Source organism: Mycolicibacterium baixiangningiae, from assembly GCF_016313185.1.
Classification (GTDB): Bacteria; Actinomycetota; Actinomycetes; order Mycobacteriales; family Mycobacteriaceae; genus Mycobacterium; species Mycobacterium baixiangningiae.
In genome coordinates this window covers 3,871,145-3,888,193 of sequence record NZ_CP066218.1, presented here as the reverse complement: position 1 = coordinate 3,888,193, position 17,049 = coordinate 3,871,145, and the positions used below count along the sequence as shown (strand labels likewise).

Sequence of the window (17,049 nt, the reverse complement as noted above, 5' to 3'; positions counted from 1 at the left end):
GGATAGGGTAGCGCGTGATCACCAAAGTCCTGGTCGCCAATCGAGGCGAGATCGCGATCCGCGCGTTCCGCGCCGCGTACGAGATGGGCATCGCCACCGTCGCGGTGTATCCGTACGAGGACCGCAATTCACTGCACCGGCTCAAGGCCGACGAGTCCTACCAGATCGGCGAGATGGGCCACCCGGTCCGGGCCTATCTTTCGGTCGACGAGATCATCCGGGTCGCCCGACACGCGGGTGCCGACGCGGTGTACCCCGGCTACGGATTCCTCTCCGAGAACCCCGAACTGGCGGCCGCCTGCGCGGAGGCGGGCATCACCTTCATCGGCCCGAGTGCCGAGATCCTCGAACTGACCGGCAACAAGTCGCGGGCCATCGAGGCCGCGCGCGGCGCAGGCCTGCCGGTGCTACGGTCCTCGGCCCCGTCGTCGTCGGTCGACGAGCTGGTGGCCGCGGCTGGTGACATGGAGTTCCCGATCTTCGTCAAGGCCGTGTCCGGCGGCGGGGGCCGCGGCATGCGGCGGGTCACCGAACCGAATGCGCTGCCGGAGGCGATCGAAGCGGCCAGCCGGGAGGCGGAGTCGGCGTTCGGCGATCCGACGGTGTACCTGGAGCAGGCGGTGGTGAACCCCCGCCACATCGAGGTGCAGATCCTCGCAGACCGGCAGGGCGACGTCATGCACCTGTTCGAACGGGACTGCAGTGTGCAGCGGCGTCACCAGAAGGTCATCGAGCTGGCGCCCGCACCGAACCTCGATCCCGAACTGCGGGAACGGATTTGCGCCGACGCGGTGGCGTTCGCACGCCAGATCGGCTACAGCTACGCCGGCACAGTGGAGTTCCTGCTCGACGAGCGCGGCCGCCACGTCTTCATCGAGATGAACCCGCGTATTCAGGTGGAGCACACGGTGACCGAGGAGATCACCGACGTGGACCTGGTGGCGTCGCAGATGCGGATCGCCGACGGGGAGACCCTGGCCGACCTGGGCCTGAGCCAGGATTCGCTGAAGATCCGCGGGGCGGCGATGCAGTGCCGCATCACCACCGAGGATCCCGCCAACGGCTTCCGGCCCGACACCGGACGCATCACCGGGTACCGGTCGCCGGGCGGCGCGGGGATCCGCCTGGACGGTGGCACCGTGCTGGGCGCCGAGATCAGCGCCCACTTCGACTCGATGCTGGTCAAGTTGACGTGCCGGGGCCGTGATTTCTCCACCGCGGTGGCGCGGGCACGCCGCGCCCTTGCCGAATTCCGGGTGCGCGGAGTGTCGACGAACATTCCGTTCCTGCAGGCCGTGGTCAACGACCAGGATTTCCGCGCAGGACGCGTCACCACCTCGTTCATCGAAGAACGGCCGTACCTGCTGACCGCGCGCACCCCGGCGGACCGCGGCACCAAGATCCTCAACTACCTGGCCGACGTGACGGTGAACCAACCGCACGGGCCGCGCAAGTCCTCGGTGTATCCGCACGACAAACTGCCGCCCCTCGACGAGACGACGACACCGCCGAGCGGCAGCAAGCAGAGGCTGGTCGAGCTGGGGCCCGAGGGGTTCGCCCGGTGGATGCGCGATTCACCGGCGGTCGGGCTGACCGACACCACGTTCCGGGACGCCCATCAGTCGCTGCTGGCCACCCGGATCCGCACGACCGGCCTGCTGATGGTCGCGCCGCACATCGCGCGGATGACCCCGCAGCTGCTCTCGCTCGAGTGCTGGGGCGGCGCGACTTACGATGTGGCACTGCGCTTTCTGAAAGAAGACCCGTGGGACCGGCTGGCCGCCCTGCGTGAGGCGGTGCCGAACATCTGCCTGCAGATGCTGCTGCGCGGCCGCAACACGGTCGGGTACACGCCATATCCGGAAACGGTCACCGCGGCATTCGTCCAGGAGGCGACGGCGACCGGGATCGACATCTACCGCATCTTCGACGCGCTCAACAACGTCGAGTCGATGCGCCCGGCCATCGACGCGGTGCGCGAAACCGGAACGGCCGTCGCCGAAGTCGCGATGTCCTACACCGGCAACCTCTCCGATCCGGCCGAGAACCTCTACACGCTGGACTACTACCTGCGACTGGCCGAACAGATCGTCGACGCGGGCGCGCATGTGCTCGCGATCAAGGACATGGCCGGGCTGCTGCGCCCGCAGGCCGCCACCACTCTCGTCTCGGCGCTGCGTTCGCGCTTCGATCTACCGGTGCACGTGCACACCCACGACACCCCCGGCGGTCAGTTGGCCACCTATCTCGCGGCGTGGCAGGCGGGTGCGTCGGCGGTCGACGGGGCTGCGGCCCCGCTGGCGGGCACCACCAGCCAGCCCGCGCTGAGTTCGATCGTCGCCGCGGCGGCGCACACCGAATACGACACAGGCGTATCGCTGGAAGCGGTGTGCGACCTCGAACCGTATTGGGAGGCGCTGCGGAAGGTGTACGCCCCCTTCGACGTTGCGGCGTCCGGCCCTCCTTCCCCGACCGGACGGGTCTACCGCCACGAGATCCCCGGCGGCCAGTTGAGCAATCTTCGTCAGCAGGCGATCGCGCTCGGGCTGGGGGACCGGTTCGAGGAGATCGAGGAGGCCTACGCGGCCGCCGACCGCATCCTCGGCCGGCTCGTCAAGGTGACCCCGTCGAGCAAGGTGGTCGGCGATCTCGCGCTGGCTCTCGTCGGCGCGGGGATCACCGCCCAGGAATTCGCCGACGACCCGGCCCGTTTCGACATCCCCGACAGCGTGATCGGGTTCCTGCGCGGCGAGCTCGGTGACCCGCCCGGTGGGTGGCCAGAACCGCTGCGCAGCAAGGCGCTCGCGGGCCGCGCCCCGGCCAAACCGGTCGAGGAACTCTCACCCGAGGACGAGGCGGTGCTCGCGCAGCCCGGGACCAAGCGGCAGGCGGCGCTGAACCGGCTGCTGTTCCCCGGGCCCACCAAGGAGTTCGAGGCGCACCGCGACACCTACGGCGACACTTCCCGATTGAGCGCGAACCAGTTCTTCTACGGGCTGCGCCAGGGCGACGAGCACCGGGTGGTCCTCGAGCGCGGGGTGGAGCTGCTCATCGGGCTCGAAGCCGTCTCCGATCCAGACGAACGCGGGATGCGCACCGTGATGTGCATCCTCAACGGCCAGCTCCGCCCGGTGCTGGTGCGCGACCACAGCGTCGCCAGCGATGTGCCGACGGCGGAGAAGGCCGATCGCACCAACGCCGACCACGTCGCCGCACCGTTCGCCGGGGTGGTGACCGTCGGCGTGACGGTCGGGGACACCGTGAGCGCCGGGCAGACCATCGCGACCATCGAAGCGATGAAGATGGAAGCCGCGATCACCGCGCCGAAGGCCGGCACCGTCGACCGTGTCGCGGTCGCGGCCACCGCCCAGGTCGAGGGCGGTGACCTGCTGGTGGTCGTCAGCTGACCCGGATCATCGCCGGGTCACTCGGCGGCCGCCGGATCGCGGTGCCTCCCAAGGGAACCCGGCCGACTGCCGATCGGGTGCGCGAAGCGCTGTTCAACGTGCTCGACGCCCGGCTGGACTTCGACGGCCTGGTGGTCGTCGACCTGTACGCCGGATCGGGCGCCCTTGGCCTGGAAGCGCTTTCGCGGGGTGCGGCGCGGGCGGTGTTCGTCGAGCAGGACCACCGCGCCGCCCGCACGATCAGCCGCAACATCGCCGAGCTCGGCGTCGGCGCCGCCGCTGAGGTGCGACGCGCCCCGGTGGCGACCGTACTGGCCGGCGGGGCGGATCAGCCCGCCGACCTGGTGCTGGCCGACCCGCCCTACGACGTGCCCGACGGCGAGGTCGAGTCGATGCTCGCGACACTGGCCGCCGGCGGGTGGGTGCGCGCGGGCACGGTCGCGGTGATCGAGCGGCGCGCGTCGGGCACGGACCTGCGGTGGCCGCCCGGTTGGTCGCCGTGGCCCTCACGCCGCTACGGCGACACCCGCCTGGACATGGCCGAACGCGACGATCCGACGCCCTGACCGGGCGCGGTGCGCAAGTGACGCCTGTGGTGATCAGGTACCGTCGTCACCCATGAGTGGCGCGGTGTGTCCGGGATCGTTCGACCCGGTGACCCTCGGCCATGTCGACATCTTCGAACGGGCCGCGGCCCAGTTCGACGAGGTCGTCGTCGCGGTGCTGGTCAACCCGAACAAGAAGGGCATGTTCAGCGTCGACGAACGCATGGAGATGATCGCGGAGGCATGCGCGCATCTGCCCAATCTGCGCGTCGAATTCGGTCAGGGACTGGTCGTCGACTTCGTCCGGTCCCGTGGGCTCACCGCGATCGTCAAGGGTCTGCGCAGCAGCACCGACTTCGAATACGAGCTGCAGATGGCGCAGATGAACAAGCACGTCTCGGGCGTGGACACGTTCTTCGTGGCCTCCACCCCGCAGTACTCCTTCGTGTCGTCGTCTCTGGCCAAGGAGGTCGCCACGCTCGGCGGTGACGTCTCGGGCCTGCTACCCGACGCGGTGAACGTGCGGTTACAGGCCAAACTGCGGGATTGAGCGGAACACAGCGGGGGTAGGACTGCGGTGGCGCACCAGCCCACCTGCGCCGACCCAGCCCACCTGCGGAGGTTCTCGCCATGGTTGAAACGTTCGTCCAGTCGACCGACGACGTCGTCAGGTTCCTCAAAGATCAGCACAACCTCATCAAGGACATGTTCGAGGAGGTGTTCTCGGCGTCCTCGGATGAGGCGCGCGCGAAGGCGTTCACCGAACTGCGCCAGCTCCTGGCGGTGCACGAGACGGCCGAGGAGATGGTCGTCCATCCGCGGGCGCGCCAGGAGATCGACGGGGGAGACGACGTCGTCGACGCCCGGCTGGCCGAGGAGCACGACGCCAAGGAGCAGCTGTCGAAGCTCGAGGGGATGGACTTCGGCTCGGCTCAGTTCCTCGAGGAGCTGGCCGCGTTCCGGGACGCCGTCGTCGAACACGCCGAGCGTGAGGAGCAGGAGGAGTTCGACAAGCTCCAGCGCGAACTCGACGCCGACGAGCTCAAACGGCTCGCGTCGGCGGTGCGGGCGGCGGAGGCGATCGCCCCCACCCGGCCGCATCCGGGTGTGGAGTCGGCGAAACTGAACTTCGCGGTCGGACCGTTCGCGTCGATGATCGACCGGGCGCGCGACGTCATCGGCGCCGCACTGCGCTGAGCGCGACGCACTTGACATAACCTCGGTACTCGAATTATCCCGAACCGTGCCAGATGTGCCTGGCAGAAGCGACACACCGTGCGGGAAGCCCAGTCACAGGCGTAACACCAGGCACACTGGTAACCAACAACTACGCCTGGGAGGGTGTTGCCGTGTACCGAGTTTTTGAAGCGCTCGACGAACTGGGCGCGATCGTCGAAGAAGCCCGCGGCGTGCCGATGACGGCAGGCTGTGTCGTTCCCCGCGGCGACGTCCTGGAGTTGATCGACGACATCAAGGACGCCATCCCCGGCGAACTCGACGACGCCCAGGACGTGCTCGACGCCCGCGACGCCATGCTGCGCGACGCCAAGGAGCATTCGGAGTCGATGGTCGGCAACGCCCGCGCGGAGGCCGAGTCGATGGTCAACCACGCCCGCGCGGAGGCAGACCGACTGCTCGCCGACGCCAAGGCGCAGGCCGACCGCATGGTCGGGGAGGCCCGCCAGCACAGCGATCGCATGGTGGGCGAAGCACGCGACGAGGCGTCACGCGTCATGGCCACCGCCAAGCGCGAGTACGACGCCAGCACCGGCCGGGCCAAATCCGAAGCCGATCGCCTGATCGAAAGCGGCAACCTCGCCTACGAGAAGGCCGTGCAGGAAGGCATCAAGGAGCAACAGCGTCTGGTGTCGCAGACCGAGATCGTCTCGACCGCGACCGCCGAGGCCACCCGCCTGATCGACACCGCGCACGCCGAGGCCGACCGGTTGCGCGGAGAATGCGACATCTACGTGGACAGCAAACTGGCCGAGTTCGAGGACTTCCTCAACGGCACGCTGCGTTCGGTCGGGCGCGGCCGCCATCAGCTGCGCACCGCCGCCGGGACGCACGACTACGCGGCCCGCTGAGCGCACCAAACCCGGTGCCGCGCGGGCCGCGCAGGCCCGCGCCGTAGGATCGGGGCATGGCGAGGCACGGTAGAACACCACGATCGCCGCTCGTGCTCGACATCGCACGGCTGGGCCGGCGACCTGGGTCGATGATGGCGTTCCAGGAGACTGTGGCGAGTCCGATGCGGATCGGACTGGACCTGATCGGCATCGCCGAGGGCGCACCGCTGACGCTCGATCTGCTCGTGCAGGCGGTGTCCGAGGGCGTCCTCGTCACCGGCACGGTGGCGGCGCCGACGACCGGGGAATGCGCCAGATGCCTGACGCCGCTGACCGGTGAGGTCGAGATCGATCTCACCGAGCTGTTCGCCTATCCCGACAGCACCACCGATGCCACCACCGAGGCCGACGAGGTGGGTCGCGTCGGCGCCGCCGGCGTGCCCGACACGGTCGACCTCGAACAGCCGATCATCGACGCGGTCGGGCTGGCGTTGCCGTTCGTGCCGCTGTGCCGGCCGGACTGCGCGGGGCTGTGCGCCGACTGCGGTATCGCGCTCAACACCGCCGAACCGGGTCACCATCACGACAAGGTGGACCCGCGCTGGGCGAAGCTCGCCGGACTGGTGGAACGAGACGACAAGTGACGGTGGACCGTTCGCCGCTGCTGGCGGCGCTCGGCGTGAGTCTGCCCGACGATCTGCTCACGATGGCCCTCACCCACCGCAGCTACTCGTACGAGAACGGCGGCCTGCCCACCAACGAACGGCTCGAATTCCTCGGGGACGCGGTACTCGGACTGACGATCACCGAGGAGCTATACCACCGTCACCCCGAGCGGTCCGAAGGCGACCTCGCCAAACTGCGGGCCAGCATCGTCAACACCCAGGCGCTCGCCGACGTCGGACGCAAACTGAGCGACGACGGCCTGGGCGCGCACCTTCTGCTGGGCAAGGGTGAGGAGAACTCCGGTGGCGCCGACAAGTCGAGCATCCTCGCCGACGGCGTCGAATCTCTGCTCGGCGCAATCTATGTCGAACACGGGCTCACCGTCGTGCGCGAGGTGATCCTGCGGTTGTTCGCCGGTCTGCTCGACACGGCGCCCACGTTGGGCGCCGGCCTGGACTGGAAGAGCAGCCTGCAGGAACTCACCGCCGCCCGCGGTCTGGGGGCGCCATCGTACGTGGTGACCTCCACGGGTCCCGACCATGACAAGGAGTTCACCGCCTCGGTGCTCGTCACCGACATCGAATACGGCAAGGGCGTCGGCCGCACCAAGAAGGAGGCCGAGCTCAAGGCCGCGGCGGCGGCGTGGACGGCGCTGGACAGTTCGGATGCCCGAGCTACCTGAGGTCGAAGTCGTCCGGCGAGGGCTGGACGCTCACGTCACCGGCAAGGCGATCGCCGCGGTGCGGGTACATCACCCGCGGGCGGTGCGTCGCCACGAAGCGGGGCCTGCCGATATGACCGCGCGGCTGCTGAACGCGCGCATCAGCGGAACGGGTCGGCGCGGAAAGTACCTGTGGCTCACCCTTGATGACGGCGATGAGCCGCTTGCGCGAAGAGCAGAAAGTAGCGCCGCGCTGGTCGTGCACCTCGGGATGAGCGGGCAGATGCTGCTCGGACCGATCCCGAAAGCGGATCACCTGCGCATCGCCGCGCTGCTCGACGACGGGACCGCGCTGAGCTTCGTCGACCAGCGGACCTTCGGCGGATGGCTGCTCGCCGACATGATCACCGTCGACGGGACCGACGTCCCGCGCCCGATCGCGCACCTGGCCCGCGATCCGCTGGATCCGCGCTTCGACCGCGACGGTGTCGTTACGGTGTTGCGGCGCAAGGATTCCGAGATCAAGCGTCAGTTGCTCGACCAGACGGTGGTGTCCGGTATCGGCAACATCTACGCCGACGAGGCGCTGTGGCGGGCGAAGGTCAACGGCGCCCGGTTGGCGTCCTCGCTCACGCGTAAGGCGCTGGGCGAGGTGCTCGACGCGGCGGCCGAGGTGATGACCGAGGCGCTCGGGCAGGGCGGCACGTCGTTCGACTCGCTCTACGTCAACGTCAACGGTGAATCCGGATACTTCGACCGGTCGCTGGACGCCTACGGCCGTGAGGGTGAGCCGTGCCGGCGCTGCGGTGCGGTCATGCGTCGCGAGAAGTTCATGAACCGCTCGTCGTTCTACTGCCCCCGCTGTCAGCCCCGCCCGCGCGTGCGGCGCACCTGACCTCGCCGCGAAACAGCATTCCCGGCTCTCAAGCGGCCGACTCGACGACCAAGAATGCTGTTTCGCGAGCCGGTCGGCGAAGATGGGGGACATGACGGATCTGTGGGTGGAGCGCACCGGCGTGCGCCGCTATACGGGGCACAGCTCGCGCGGCGCCGAGGTGCTGATCGGGTCGGAGGACGTCGACGGGGTGTTCACCCCCGGCGAGTTGATGAAGATCGCGCTGGCCGCGTGCAGCGGGATGAGCAGCGATCAGCCGCTGCGCCGCCGGCTCGGCGACGACTATCCCGCGACCATTCGCGTCTCCGGCCCGGCCGACCGCGAGCAGGAGCGGTATCCGCTACTCGAAGAGTCACTCGAGGTCGACCTGTCCGGGCTGTCCGAGGACGAGGTCGCCCGCCTGCTGATCGTCGTCGAACGCGCGATCGACCAGGTGTGCACCGTCGGACGCACGCTGAAATCCGGCACCACGGTGACCTTCGAGACACACGATGTCCGACGCGCCTGACGTCCGGCTGACCGCCTGGGTGCACGGCCACGTCCAGGGCGTCGGGTTCCGCTGGTGGACGCGCGCGCGAGCGCTCGAGCTGGGGCTGACGGGGTTCGCCGCCAACAAGCCCGACGGCCGCGTGGAGGTGGTCGCCCAGGGGCCGCGCGGGACCTGTGAGCAGCTACTCGGCCTGCTCGAGGGCGGTGACACGCCGGGCCGCGTCGACAAGGTGATCGCCGACTGGTCGGATGCACGCGAGCAGATCACCGGATTCCTGGAGCGCTAGGTAGTCTGGCACGTCATGCATCTGAAGAGTCTGACGCTCAAGGGCTTCAAGTCCTTCGCAGCGCCGACGACTCTGCGATTCGAGCCGGGGATCACCTGTGTGGTCGGCCCGAACGGCTCCGGTAAGTCCAATGTCGTCGACGCGCTGACCTGGGTGATGGGTGAGCACAGTGCCAAGACGCTGCGCGGCGGCAAGATGGAGGACGTCATCTTCGCCGGCACATCGTCGCGGGCGCCGCTGGGCCGCGCCGAGGTGACGGTGACCATCGACAACTCCGACAACGCACTGCCGATCGAGTACTCCGAGGTGTCGATCACGCGCCGGATGTTCCGTGACGGCGGCAGTGAATACGAGATCAACGGCAGCCACTGCCGACTGATGGACGTGCAGGAACTGCTCAGCGACTCCGGCATCGGCCGCGAGATGCACGTCATCGTCGGGCAGGGCAAGCTCTCGGAGATCCTCGAGTCCCGCCCGGAGGACCGCCGCGCCTTCATCGAAGAGGCCGCCGGCGTCCTCAAGCACCGCAAACGCAAAGAGAAAGCGGTCCGCAAGCTCGATTCGATGCAGGCCAACCTGGCCCGGCTGACCGACCTGACCACCGAACTGCGCCGCCAGCTCAAACCGCTCGGCCGCCAGGCGGAGATGGCGCGGCGGGCCCAGACCATCCAGGCCGACCTGCGCGACGCCCGGCTGCGGCTGGCCGCCGACGACCTGGTCACCCGCCGTTCGGAGTTCGACGACACCCACCAGACCGAGACGATGCTCCGCCGCGAGCACGACGAGATCACCACGAGGCTCGAGGCCGCCACCGCCGAACTCGACGGCCACGAGGTCGCCGTCACCGAGCTGACCGAACGCGCCGAGGCGGCGCAGCAGACCTGGTTCCGGCTGTCGGCGCTCGCGGAACGGGTGAGCGCGACCGTCCGGATCGCCGCCGAGCGCACGCAGTTGCTCGACGCCGAACCGGAGCCGTCGACCGGCCGCGATCCCGAGGAGCTGGAGGCCGAGGCCGACCACATGGCGGCCCATGAAGCCGAACTGCTCGCCGAGCTGGCCGAGTCGCGCGCGATCCTCGAGGCCACGCGCGACGAACTGGCCGAGCGGGAGCGCGTCGCCGCCGACGTCGAACGTGCGCACATGGCCGCCGCGCGGGCCGAGGCGGACCGGCGCGAAGGCCTGGCCCGGCTCGCCGGCCAGGTCGACACCATGCGCACCCGCGTCGAATCGGTCGACGAGACCGTGGCGCGGCTGACGGTCGGCATCGAGGAGGCGGCCGCCAGGGCGGAGCAGGCCCAGGCGGAATTCGAGACCGTGCAGTCCCGCATCGCTGAACTCGACGCCGGCGAGCTCGGACTCGACGAGCAGCACGACCGCACGGTGGCCGCGTTGCGACAGGCCGATGAGCGGGTGTCCGAACTGCAGACCGCCGAACGGGCCGCCGAACGTCAGGTGGCCTCGCTGAGGGCGCGCATCGACGCGCTCGCCGTGGGCCTCGACCGACGCGACGGCGCGGCCTGGTTGCTGCAGAACCACGGCGGCGCAGGACTTTTCGGATCCGTCGCCGAATTGGTCAAGGTGCGTGCAGGCCACGAGGTGGCCGTGGCGGCGGTGCTCGGCGCGGCCGCGGACGCGTTGGCCGCGGAGAACTCCGGTGCAGCGCGTGCCGCGGTCGCCGCGCTCAAGGAGTCCGACGGCGGACGGGCCGCGATCGTGCTGGGCGACTGGCCGGAGACATCCTCCGCCGACACGTCCGCGCTGCCCGCCGGCGCGGTGTGGGCCGTCGAGGTGGTCGACACCCCGCCACGCTTGCGCGGCGCGGTCACCGCGCTGCTCTCCGGCGTCGCCCTCGTCGCCGACCTCCCCGCCGCCCTCGACCTGGTGGCGGACCGGCCGCACCTGCGGGCAGCGACCGCCGACGGCGACCTGGTGGGCGCGGGCTGGGTCAGCGGCGGTTCCGATCGCAAACCCAGCACCCTGGAGATCGCGTCGGAGATCGACAAAGCGCGCGCGGACCTGGCGGCCTCGGAGAAGCAGGTCGGCGAACTGGCCGCCGCACTCTCCGGCGCGCTGGCCGAACAGCGGGCCCGCCAGGATTCCGCCGAACACGCCCTGGCGGCGCTCAACGAGTCCGACGCGGCCATCGCGGCCATCTACGAGGAGCTCGGCCGGCTCGGCCAGACCGCCCGCGCCGCCGCGGTCGAATGGCAGCGGCTGATCAAACAGCGCGACGAACTCGAAGCCGGCCGCACCCGGACCGTCGCGGAACTCACCGAACTCGAGACCCGGCTGCACAACGCGCAACAGGCGCCGATGTTCGACGCCGAACCGGTCGACCGGCAGACCACGATGGCCGCCGCCGACGCCGCCCGCGCCGCCGAGGTGGAGGCGCGGCTGTCGGTGCGGACCGCCGAGGAACGCGCCAACGCCGTTCGCGGACGGGCTGATTCGCTGCGTCGCGCGGCGGCCGCCGAGCGGGACGCCCGGATGCGCGCGCAGCGGGCCAAACAGGCGCGCGAACATGCCGCCGCCATCGCCGGTGCGGTAGCGGAATCCGGCAGGCAGGTCGCCGCACGGTTGAGCGCGGTGGTCGCCGCGGCGTCGCGCAGTCGCGATGCCCTGGCCGCCGAACGCCGGCAGCGCGCCGCGGCACTGGGCAAGGCGCGCGAGGAGGTCAACGAGCTCGGCGCCCGCCTCACCGCGCTGACCGATTCGCTGCACCGCGACGAGGTCGCCAAGGCGCAGGCCGCCCTTCGCATCGAACAGCTCGAGGCCACCGTGCTCGACCAGTTCGGCATGGCGCCCGCCGACCTGATCGCCGAGTACGGCCCGCACACCGCACTGCCGCCCACAGAGCTGGAGATGGCGGAGTACGAGCAGGCCAAGGAGCGCGGTGAACAGGTCATCGCGCCTGCCCCGATGCCGTTCGACCGGCCCACCCAGGAACGCCGCGCCAAACGCGCCGAGCGGGAACTCGGCGAACTGGGCCGGGTCAACCCGCTGGCGCTCGAGGAGTTCGCCGCGCTCGAGGAGCGCTACACCTTCCTGTCCACCCAGCTGGAGGACGTCAAGGCCGCCCGCAAGGATCTGCTCGACGTCATCGCCGACGTCGACGACCGCATCCTGCAGGTGTTCGCCGAGGCCTACGCCGACGTCGAACGCGAGTTCACCCAGGTCTTCGAGACGCTGTTCCCGGGGGGTGAGGGCCGGCTGGTGCTGACCAATCCCGACGACATGCTCACCACCGGCATCGAGGTGGAAGCCCGGCCGCCGGGTAAGAAGATCAAGCGGCTCTCGCTGCTGTCGGGCGGTGAGAAGTCGCTGACCGCGGTGGCGATGCTGGTGGCCATCTTCCGGGCCCGCCCGTCGCCGTTCTACGTGATGGACGAGGTGGAGGCGGCGCTCGACGACGTCAACCTGCGCCGGCTGATCAGCCTGTTCGAGCAGCTTCGCGAGCGGTCCCAGCTCATCGTCATCACCCACCAGAAGCCGACCATGGAGGTGGCCGACGCGCTCTACGGCGTCACGATGCAGGGTGACGGCATCACGCAGGTGATCTCCCAGCGCATGCGCGGCCAGGAGTTGGTCGGCACCCAGCCCTGACGGCCGGTCAGGGCAGCGCGGGCAGCACCCCGCCGCGCCGCAGCGCGGACAGGTCGGCGGCCCCGCACCCGTGCAGGCACACCCGCAGTTCGTCGATGAATCGCAGCAGCCATTCCACGACCGCGTCGGCCGATTCGATGGCGGGCGCGAGCAACGGACGGGCGACGGCCACCACGTCGGCCCCAATCGCGAGCGCCTTGGCGGCGTCCATTCCGGTGCGGATACCGCCGGAGGCCACCAGCGCCACACCCGGCAGGGTGTCGCGCACCTCGAGGAGCGCCTGGGCGGTGGGGATGCCCCATTCGGCCAGGGCCGGGGAGCGGATCTCGCCGTAGCGGACCAGCTGCTCGACACGGGCCCACGACGTGCCACCGGCCCCCGCCACGTCGACGGCCGCGAGCGGGCAGCCCACCAGCTCGGCGGCGGCCGTGGCGCCGATGCCGTGGCCGACCTCCTTGAGCATCACCGGGTGTTTCAGGGTTGCCGCCAGCGTGCGCAACCGTTCGATGGATCCGGTGAAGTCGGTGTCGCCGTCGCGCTGCATGGCTTCCTGCAGCGGGTTGGTGTGCACGGCGAGCGCATCGGCACCGACGTCGTCGAGCGCGCGCTCCAGCACAGGCATGACGGGTTCGGACAGTTGCGCCAGGCCCACGTTGCCGATGAGCAGCACGTCCGGGGCGATGTCGCGCACGGCGAAGCTCGCCGCCACCGCGTCGTTGTCGAACATGATCCGCTGTGAACCGAGCATCATGCCGACGCCCAGGCGTTGTGCGGCGGCGGCCAGGTTGCGGTTGATCGTGCCGGACAGTTCGGCACCGCCGGTCATCGCGCCGATCAGCACCGGCGCGGACAGCCGCTTACCGAGGAATTCGGTGCCCAGCTCGAGCCGGGTCAGCGAGGTCTGGGTGAGCGCGTTGTACGGCAACCGGTAGCGCTCGAGACCGGTCGTGACCGTCTGATACTCCACCGGCCCGTCCAGGCATACGTCGATGTGGCGGCGTTTGCGCGTTTCCATGCCGGTGCCCGCACCGGTCGCGCTGCCACCGGGCCACAGCGTCACCGGTTGGCCACCCTGAGACAATGGCGGGGTGACCCTGGATCTCTCGCTGGCTGTGTGGATCGCAATCGCGGTCATCGCCGTTCTTCTCGTCGTTGCGCTCGTGGTGGGTCTGGTCCGCTACCGGCGCAGGCGGATCAGGCTCTCGGACGCCGACACTGCCACACCGATCGACCGCTCCGGCGGATACACGGCCAGTTCCGGGTTCACGTTCACACAATCGTCAGGGACGACGGAGGCGCCGCCGGTCCGGCCGAAGGACCGCATCGACACCAGCGGGTTGCCGGCCGTCGGTGACGACGCCACGATCCCGCGGGATGCGCCAAAGCGCCCGATCGCCGACGTGCGGCTTCCGGAGCCGCCCGTCGAGACCGCCCCGCCGCAGGCCCCCGCAGAACCGGCACCGGCACCGGCACCAGTGCTCGAGCCCGAGCCCACACCGGAGCCCGAACCCGAACCCGAACCCGAACCCGAGCCCGAACCCGCCGAGGTCATCGCACCCGTGCACGGACGGCTCGACCGCCTGCGCGGCCGGCTGTCCAAATCCCAGAACGCCCTGGGCCGCAGCATGCTCGGCCTGCTCGGTGGCGGTGACCTCGACGAGGAGTCGTGGGAGGCCGTCGAGGACACCCTGCTCATCGCCGATCTGGGCCCCGTCGTCACCGAATCGGTGGTGGCGGCGTTGCGCATCCGGATGGCCAGTGAGGCGGTGCGCACCGAGGCCGACGCCCGCGCGGTGCTGCGCGACGTGCTCGTCTCCGAGTTGCACCCCGAGATGGACCGGTCGATCCGGGCGCTGCCACACGCCGACAAACCGTCGGTGCTACTGGTGGTCGGCGTCAACGGCACCGGCAAGACCACCACGGTCGGCAAACTGGCCCGCGTCCTGGTCGCCGACGGTCGCCGAGTCGTCCTGGGCGCCGCCGACACCTTCCGTGCCGCGGCCGCCGATCAGTTGCAGACGTGGGCGTCGCGTGTCGGCGCCGAGGTGGTCCGCGGACCGGAAGCCGCCGACCCGGCGTCGGTCGCCTTCGACGCCGTCACCAAGGGCATCGACAGCGGCGCCGACGTCGTCGTCATCGACACCGCCGGTCGGTTGCACACCAAGACCGGGCTGATGGACGAGCTGGGCAAGGTCAAGCGGGTGGTCGAGAAGCGCGCCGCCGTCGACGAGGTGCTGCTGGTGCTCGACGCGACGATCGGCCAGAACAGCCTGCCGCAGGCGCGGGTGTTCGCCGACGTCGTCAAGATCACCGGCGTTGTGCTGACCAAACTCGACGGCACCGCCAAGGGCGGCATCGTTTTCCGCGTGCAGCAGGAACTCGGCGTGCCGGTCAAGCTCGTCGGCCTCGGCGAGGGGCCCGACGACCTGGCGCCGTTCGAACCCGCCGCATTCGTCGACGCGCTGCTCGGCTGACGGACCCCCGACCGCCCGATCGACCGCTGTCGGCCCGTCCGAAACATGAGCGTAACCAGATGGGCCGCTGCGTTCACATTCCAGAAACACCAGTGCATCACCAGCGAAACCCGCGCACAAGAGTCTTCTCGGGAGGCCGATCCGTCGGCGCAATTCCTGAGGAGGTTCACACAAAGTGGTCTTAGCCTTACCGGACGAAGCGTTCGCCGCCTTCAACAGCGGCGACACCGCCTGGGTCCTTGTCAGCGCCGCGATGGTGCTGTTGATGACGCCCGCGCTCGCGTTCTTCTACGGCGGCCTGTCCCGCCAGAAGTCCGTCCTCAACATGATGATGATGTCCTTCGGATCCCTCGGCGTGGTCAGCGTGATCTACGTGCTGTGGGGATATTCGATGTCGTTCGCCTCGGCGCACACCGGCGAGAGCGACATCCTGGGCATCTTCGACAACCCCTTTGCGCTGTTCGGGTTGAGCCCGCTGTTGGAGTCGCGTGAGATCGGTGGTGAGGAGCTGTTCCCGATCGGCGGATTCGGCTCGGTTCCCGCGATCGTCTGGGTGGCCTTCCAGTTGACCTTCGCCGTCATCACCGTCGCGCTGATCAGCGGTGCGGTGGCCGAGCGCATGAAGTTCGCCACCTGGCTGGTGTTCGGTGGCGTCTGGGTGACCCTGGTGTACTTCCCGCTGTCCCACATGGTTTGGGGTGGCGGCCTGCTCTCGGGTGCCGAGAACGGTTTCGCCTCATGGCTGTTCGGTTACAACGCCGACGAAGGTGCCGCCAACGTCCCGCCGATCGACTTCGCCGGCGGCACGGTGGTTCACATCAACGCCGGTATGGCGGCGCTCGTACTCGCCCTGTTGATCGGTAAGCGCGCCGGATTCGGCCGGACGCCGTACCGTCCGCACAACATCCCGTTCGTGATGCTCGGTGCGGCACTGCTGTGGTTCGGCTGGTTCGGGTTCAACGTCGGATCCGAAGGCGCCGCCGATGCGCTCGCCGGTCTGGTCTGGGTCAACACCACCGCCGCCACCGCCGCTGCGATGCTGGGCTGGCTGGCGGTCGAGCGGATCCGCGACGGACACGCCACCAGCGTCGGCGCCGCCTCGGGCATCGTGGCCGGGCTGGTCGCGATCACCCCGGCCTGCGGGTCGCTCTCGCCGATCGGGTCGCTCATCCTCGGCGCGATCGCGGGCGTCCTGTCCTCGGTCGCCATCGGCTTGAAGTACAAGTTCGGCTACGACGATTCGCTCGACGTGGTGGGCGTCCACCTGGTCGCAGGCCTGTGGGGCACGGTGGCCATCGGGCTTCTCGCCACCGAGACCGGGCTGTTCTACGGCGGCGGAATCCAGCAGTTGGTGGTGCAGATCGTGATCGCTCTGGTAGCAGTGGTCTTTACTGGCGTGATGACAGTCATCATCGCTTTCATCGTCAAGCCGATGGGCTGGCGTGTGGCTAAGGAAGACGAGGACACCGGCATCGATGAGACCGAGCACGCGGAAACGGCTTATGAACTCGTCTGATCGGCAACAATTTTCTTGGAAGGGATCGACGAAATGAAGCTGATCACTGCGATCGTCAAGCCGTTCACGCTCGAAGACGTCAAAACCGGGCTCGAGCAGACGGGCATCCTCGGGATGACCGTCAGTGAGGTCCAGGGTTACGGTCGGCAGAAGGGCCACACCGAGGTCTACCGGGGCGCCGAGTACTCCGTCGATTTCGTGCCCAAGGTCCGCGTCGAGGTGGTCGTCGACGACTCGGCCGTGGACAAGGTCGTCGACGTCATCGTGCAGGCGGCCCGCACCGGCAAGATCGGCGACGGCAAGGTCTGGGTGAGCCCCGTCGACACCGTCGTACGGGTGCGCACCGGTGAGCGGGGGGCAGACGCCCTCTGATCGACCAGGGGATCGTCTCCCGGCTGTACACCGCAAGCATTCACTGGTCCGGGGGAGGACTTCCG

Annotated in this window: 15 protein-coding genes; 14 read left to right on the top strand and 1 reads right to left on the bottom strand. The window is 69.4% G+C overall.

Translation table 11 applies throughout. The features are described from left to right. Window positions 1-14 precede the first annotated feature (14 nt). From I7X18_RS18355 to smc, 11 genes are all read left to right on the top strand, one after another. Complete coding sequence (locus I7X18_RS18355) at window positions 15-3,407, top strand: pyruvate carboxylase (protein ID WP_193043468.1); 3,393 nt, start codon at window positions 15-17, stop codon at window positions 3,405-3,407. Then, entirely contained in the window at window positions 3,404-3,973 is a 570-nt protein-coding gene (gene rsmD / locus I7X18_RS18350; protein WP_193043989.1) for a 16S rRNA (guanine(966)-N(2))-methyltransferase RsmD, read from the top strand. The genes I7X18_RS18355 and rsmD overlap by 4 nt, the downstream gene beginning before the upstream one ends. A gap of 52 nt (window positions 3,974-4,025) precedes the next feature. Then, complete coding sequence (gene coaD, locus I7X18_RS18345) at window positions 4,026-4,502, top strand: pantetheine-phosphate adenylyltransferase (protein WP_193043467.1); 477 nt, start codon at window positions 4,026-4,028, stop codon at window positions 4,500-4,502. Between the two features lie 80 nt (window positions 4,503-4,582). After that, window positions 4,583-5,149 carry a hemerythrin domain-containing protein gene (locus tag I7X18_RS18340; protein ID WP_193043466.1) on the top strand — a complete coding sequence of 189 codons (567 nt, stop codon included), beginning with the start codon at window positions 4,583-4,585 and terminating at the stop codon, window positions 5,147-5,149. Between the two features lie 152 nt (window positions 5,150-5,301). Next, window positions 5,302-6,039 (top strand): cell division protein SepIVA, encoded by a 738-nt coding sequence (sepIVA, locus tag I7X18_RS18335; protein ID WP_193043465.1) that lies wholly within the window; start codon window positions 5,302-5,304, stop codon window positions 6,037-6,039. A 56-nt stretch (window positions 6,040-6,095) separates the two neighbouring features. Further along, window positions 6,096-6,665, top strand: coding sequence for a YceD family protein (locus I7X18_RS18330; RefSeq protein WP_193043464.1), 570 nt, complete (start codon window positions 6,096-6,098; stop codon window positions 6,663-6,665). Next, entirely contained in the window at window positions 6,662-7,369 is a 708-nt protein-coding gene (gene rnc, locus I7X18_RS18325) for a ribonuclease III (protein WP_193043463.1), read from the top strand. The genes I7X18_RS18330 and rnc overlap by 4 nt, the downstream gene beginning before the upstream one ends. Next, window positions 7,353-8,243, top strand: coding sequence for a bifunctional DNA-formamidopyrimidine glycosylase/DNA-(apurinic or apyrimidinic site) lyase (gene mutM / locus I7X18_RS18320; RefSeq protein ID WP_193043462.1), 891 nt, complete (start codon window positions 7,353-7,355; stop codon window positions 8,241-8,243). The genes rnc and mutM overlap by 17 nt, the downstream gene beginning before the upstream one ends. A gap of 91 nt (window positions 8,244-8,334) precedes the next feature. Then, window positions 8,335-8,751 (top strand): OsmC family protein, encoded by a 417-nt coding sequence (locus I7X18_RS18315; protein ID WP_193043461.1) that lies wholly within the window; start codon window positions 8,335-8,337, stop codon window positions 8,749-8,751. After that, on the top strand, window positions 8,735-9,019 hold the full coding sequence (locus I7X18_RS18310; protein WP_193043460.1) for an acylphosphatase: 285 nt from the start codon (window positions 8,735-8,737) through the stop codon (window positions 9,017-9,019). The genes I7X18_RS18315 and I7X18_RS18310 overlap by 17 nt, the downstream gene beginning before the upstream one ends. 15 nt (window positions 9,020-9,034) lie before the next feature. After that, a complete protein-coding gene (gene smc, locus I7X18_RS18305) occupies window positions 9,035-12,622 on the top strand; it encodes a chromosome segregation protein SMC (protein ID WP_193043459.1) in 3,588 nt (1,195 codons plus the stop codon). Between the two features lie 7 nt (window positions 12,623-12,629). Here smc and fni read toward each other — a convergent pair whose 3' ends face one another. Continuing rightward, window positions 12,630-13,637 carry a type 2 isopentenyl-diphosphate Delta-isomerase gene (gene fni / locus I7X18_RS18300; protein ID WP_193043988.1) on the bottom strand — a complete coding sequence of 336 codons (1,008 nt, stop codon included), beginning with the start codon at window positions 13,635-13,637 and terminating at the stop codon, window positions 12,630-12,632. A gap of 73 nt (window positions 13,638-13,710) precedes the next feature. Between fni and ftsY the strand changes: the two genes are divergently transcribed. From ftsY to I7X18_RS18285, 3 genes are all read left to right on the top strand, one after another. Then, a complete protein-coding gene (gene ftsY / locus I7X18_RS18295) occupies window positions 13,711-15,096 on the top strand; it encodes a signal recognition particle-docking protein FtsY (RefSeq protein ID WP_193043458.1) in 1,386 nt (461 codons plus the stop codon). 175 nt (window positions 15,097-15,271) lie between these two features. Then, window positions 15,272-16,612, top strand: coding sequence for an ammonium transporter (locus I7X18_RS18290; protein ID WP_193043457.1), 1,341 nt, complete (start codon window positions 15,272-15,274; stop codon window positions 16,610-16,612). Window positions 16,613-16,645: 33 nt separating this feature from the next. Beyond that, the gene (locus tag I7X18_RS18285) at window positions 16,646-16,984 is read left to right on the top strand and encodes a P-II family nitrogen regulator (protein ID WP_003881099.1); all 339 of its coding nucleotides are present in this window, start codon (window positions 16,646-16,648) and stop codon (window positions 16,982-16,984) included. Window positions 16,985-17,049 lie beyond the last annotated feature (65 nt).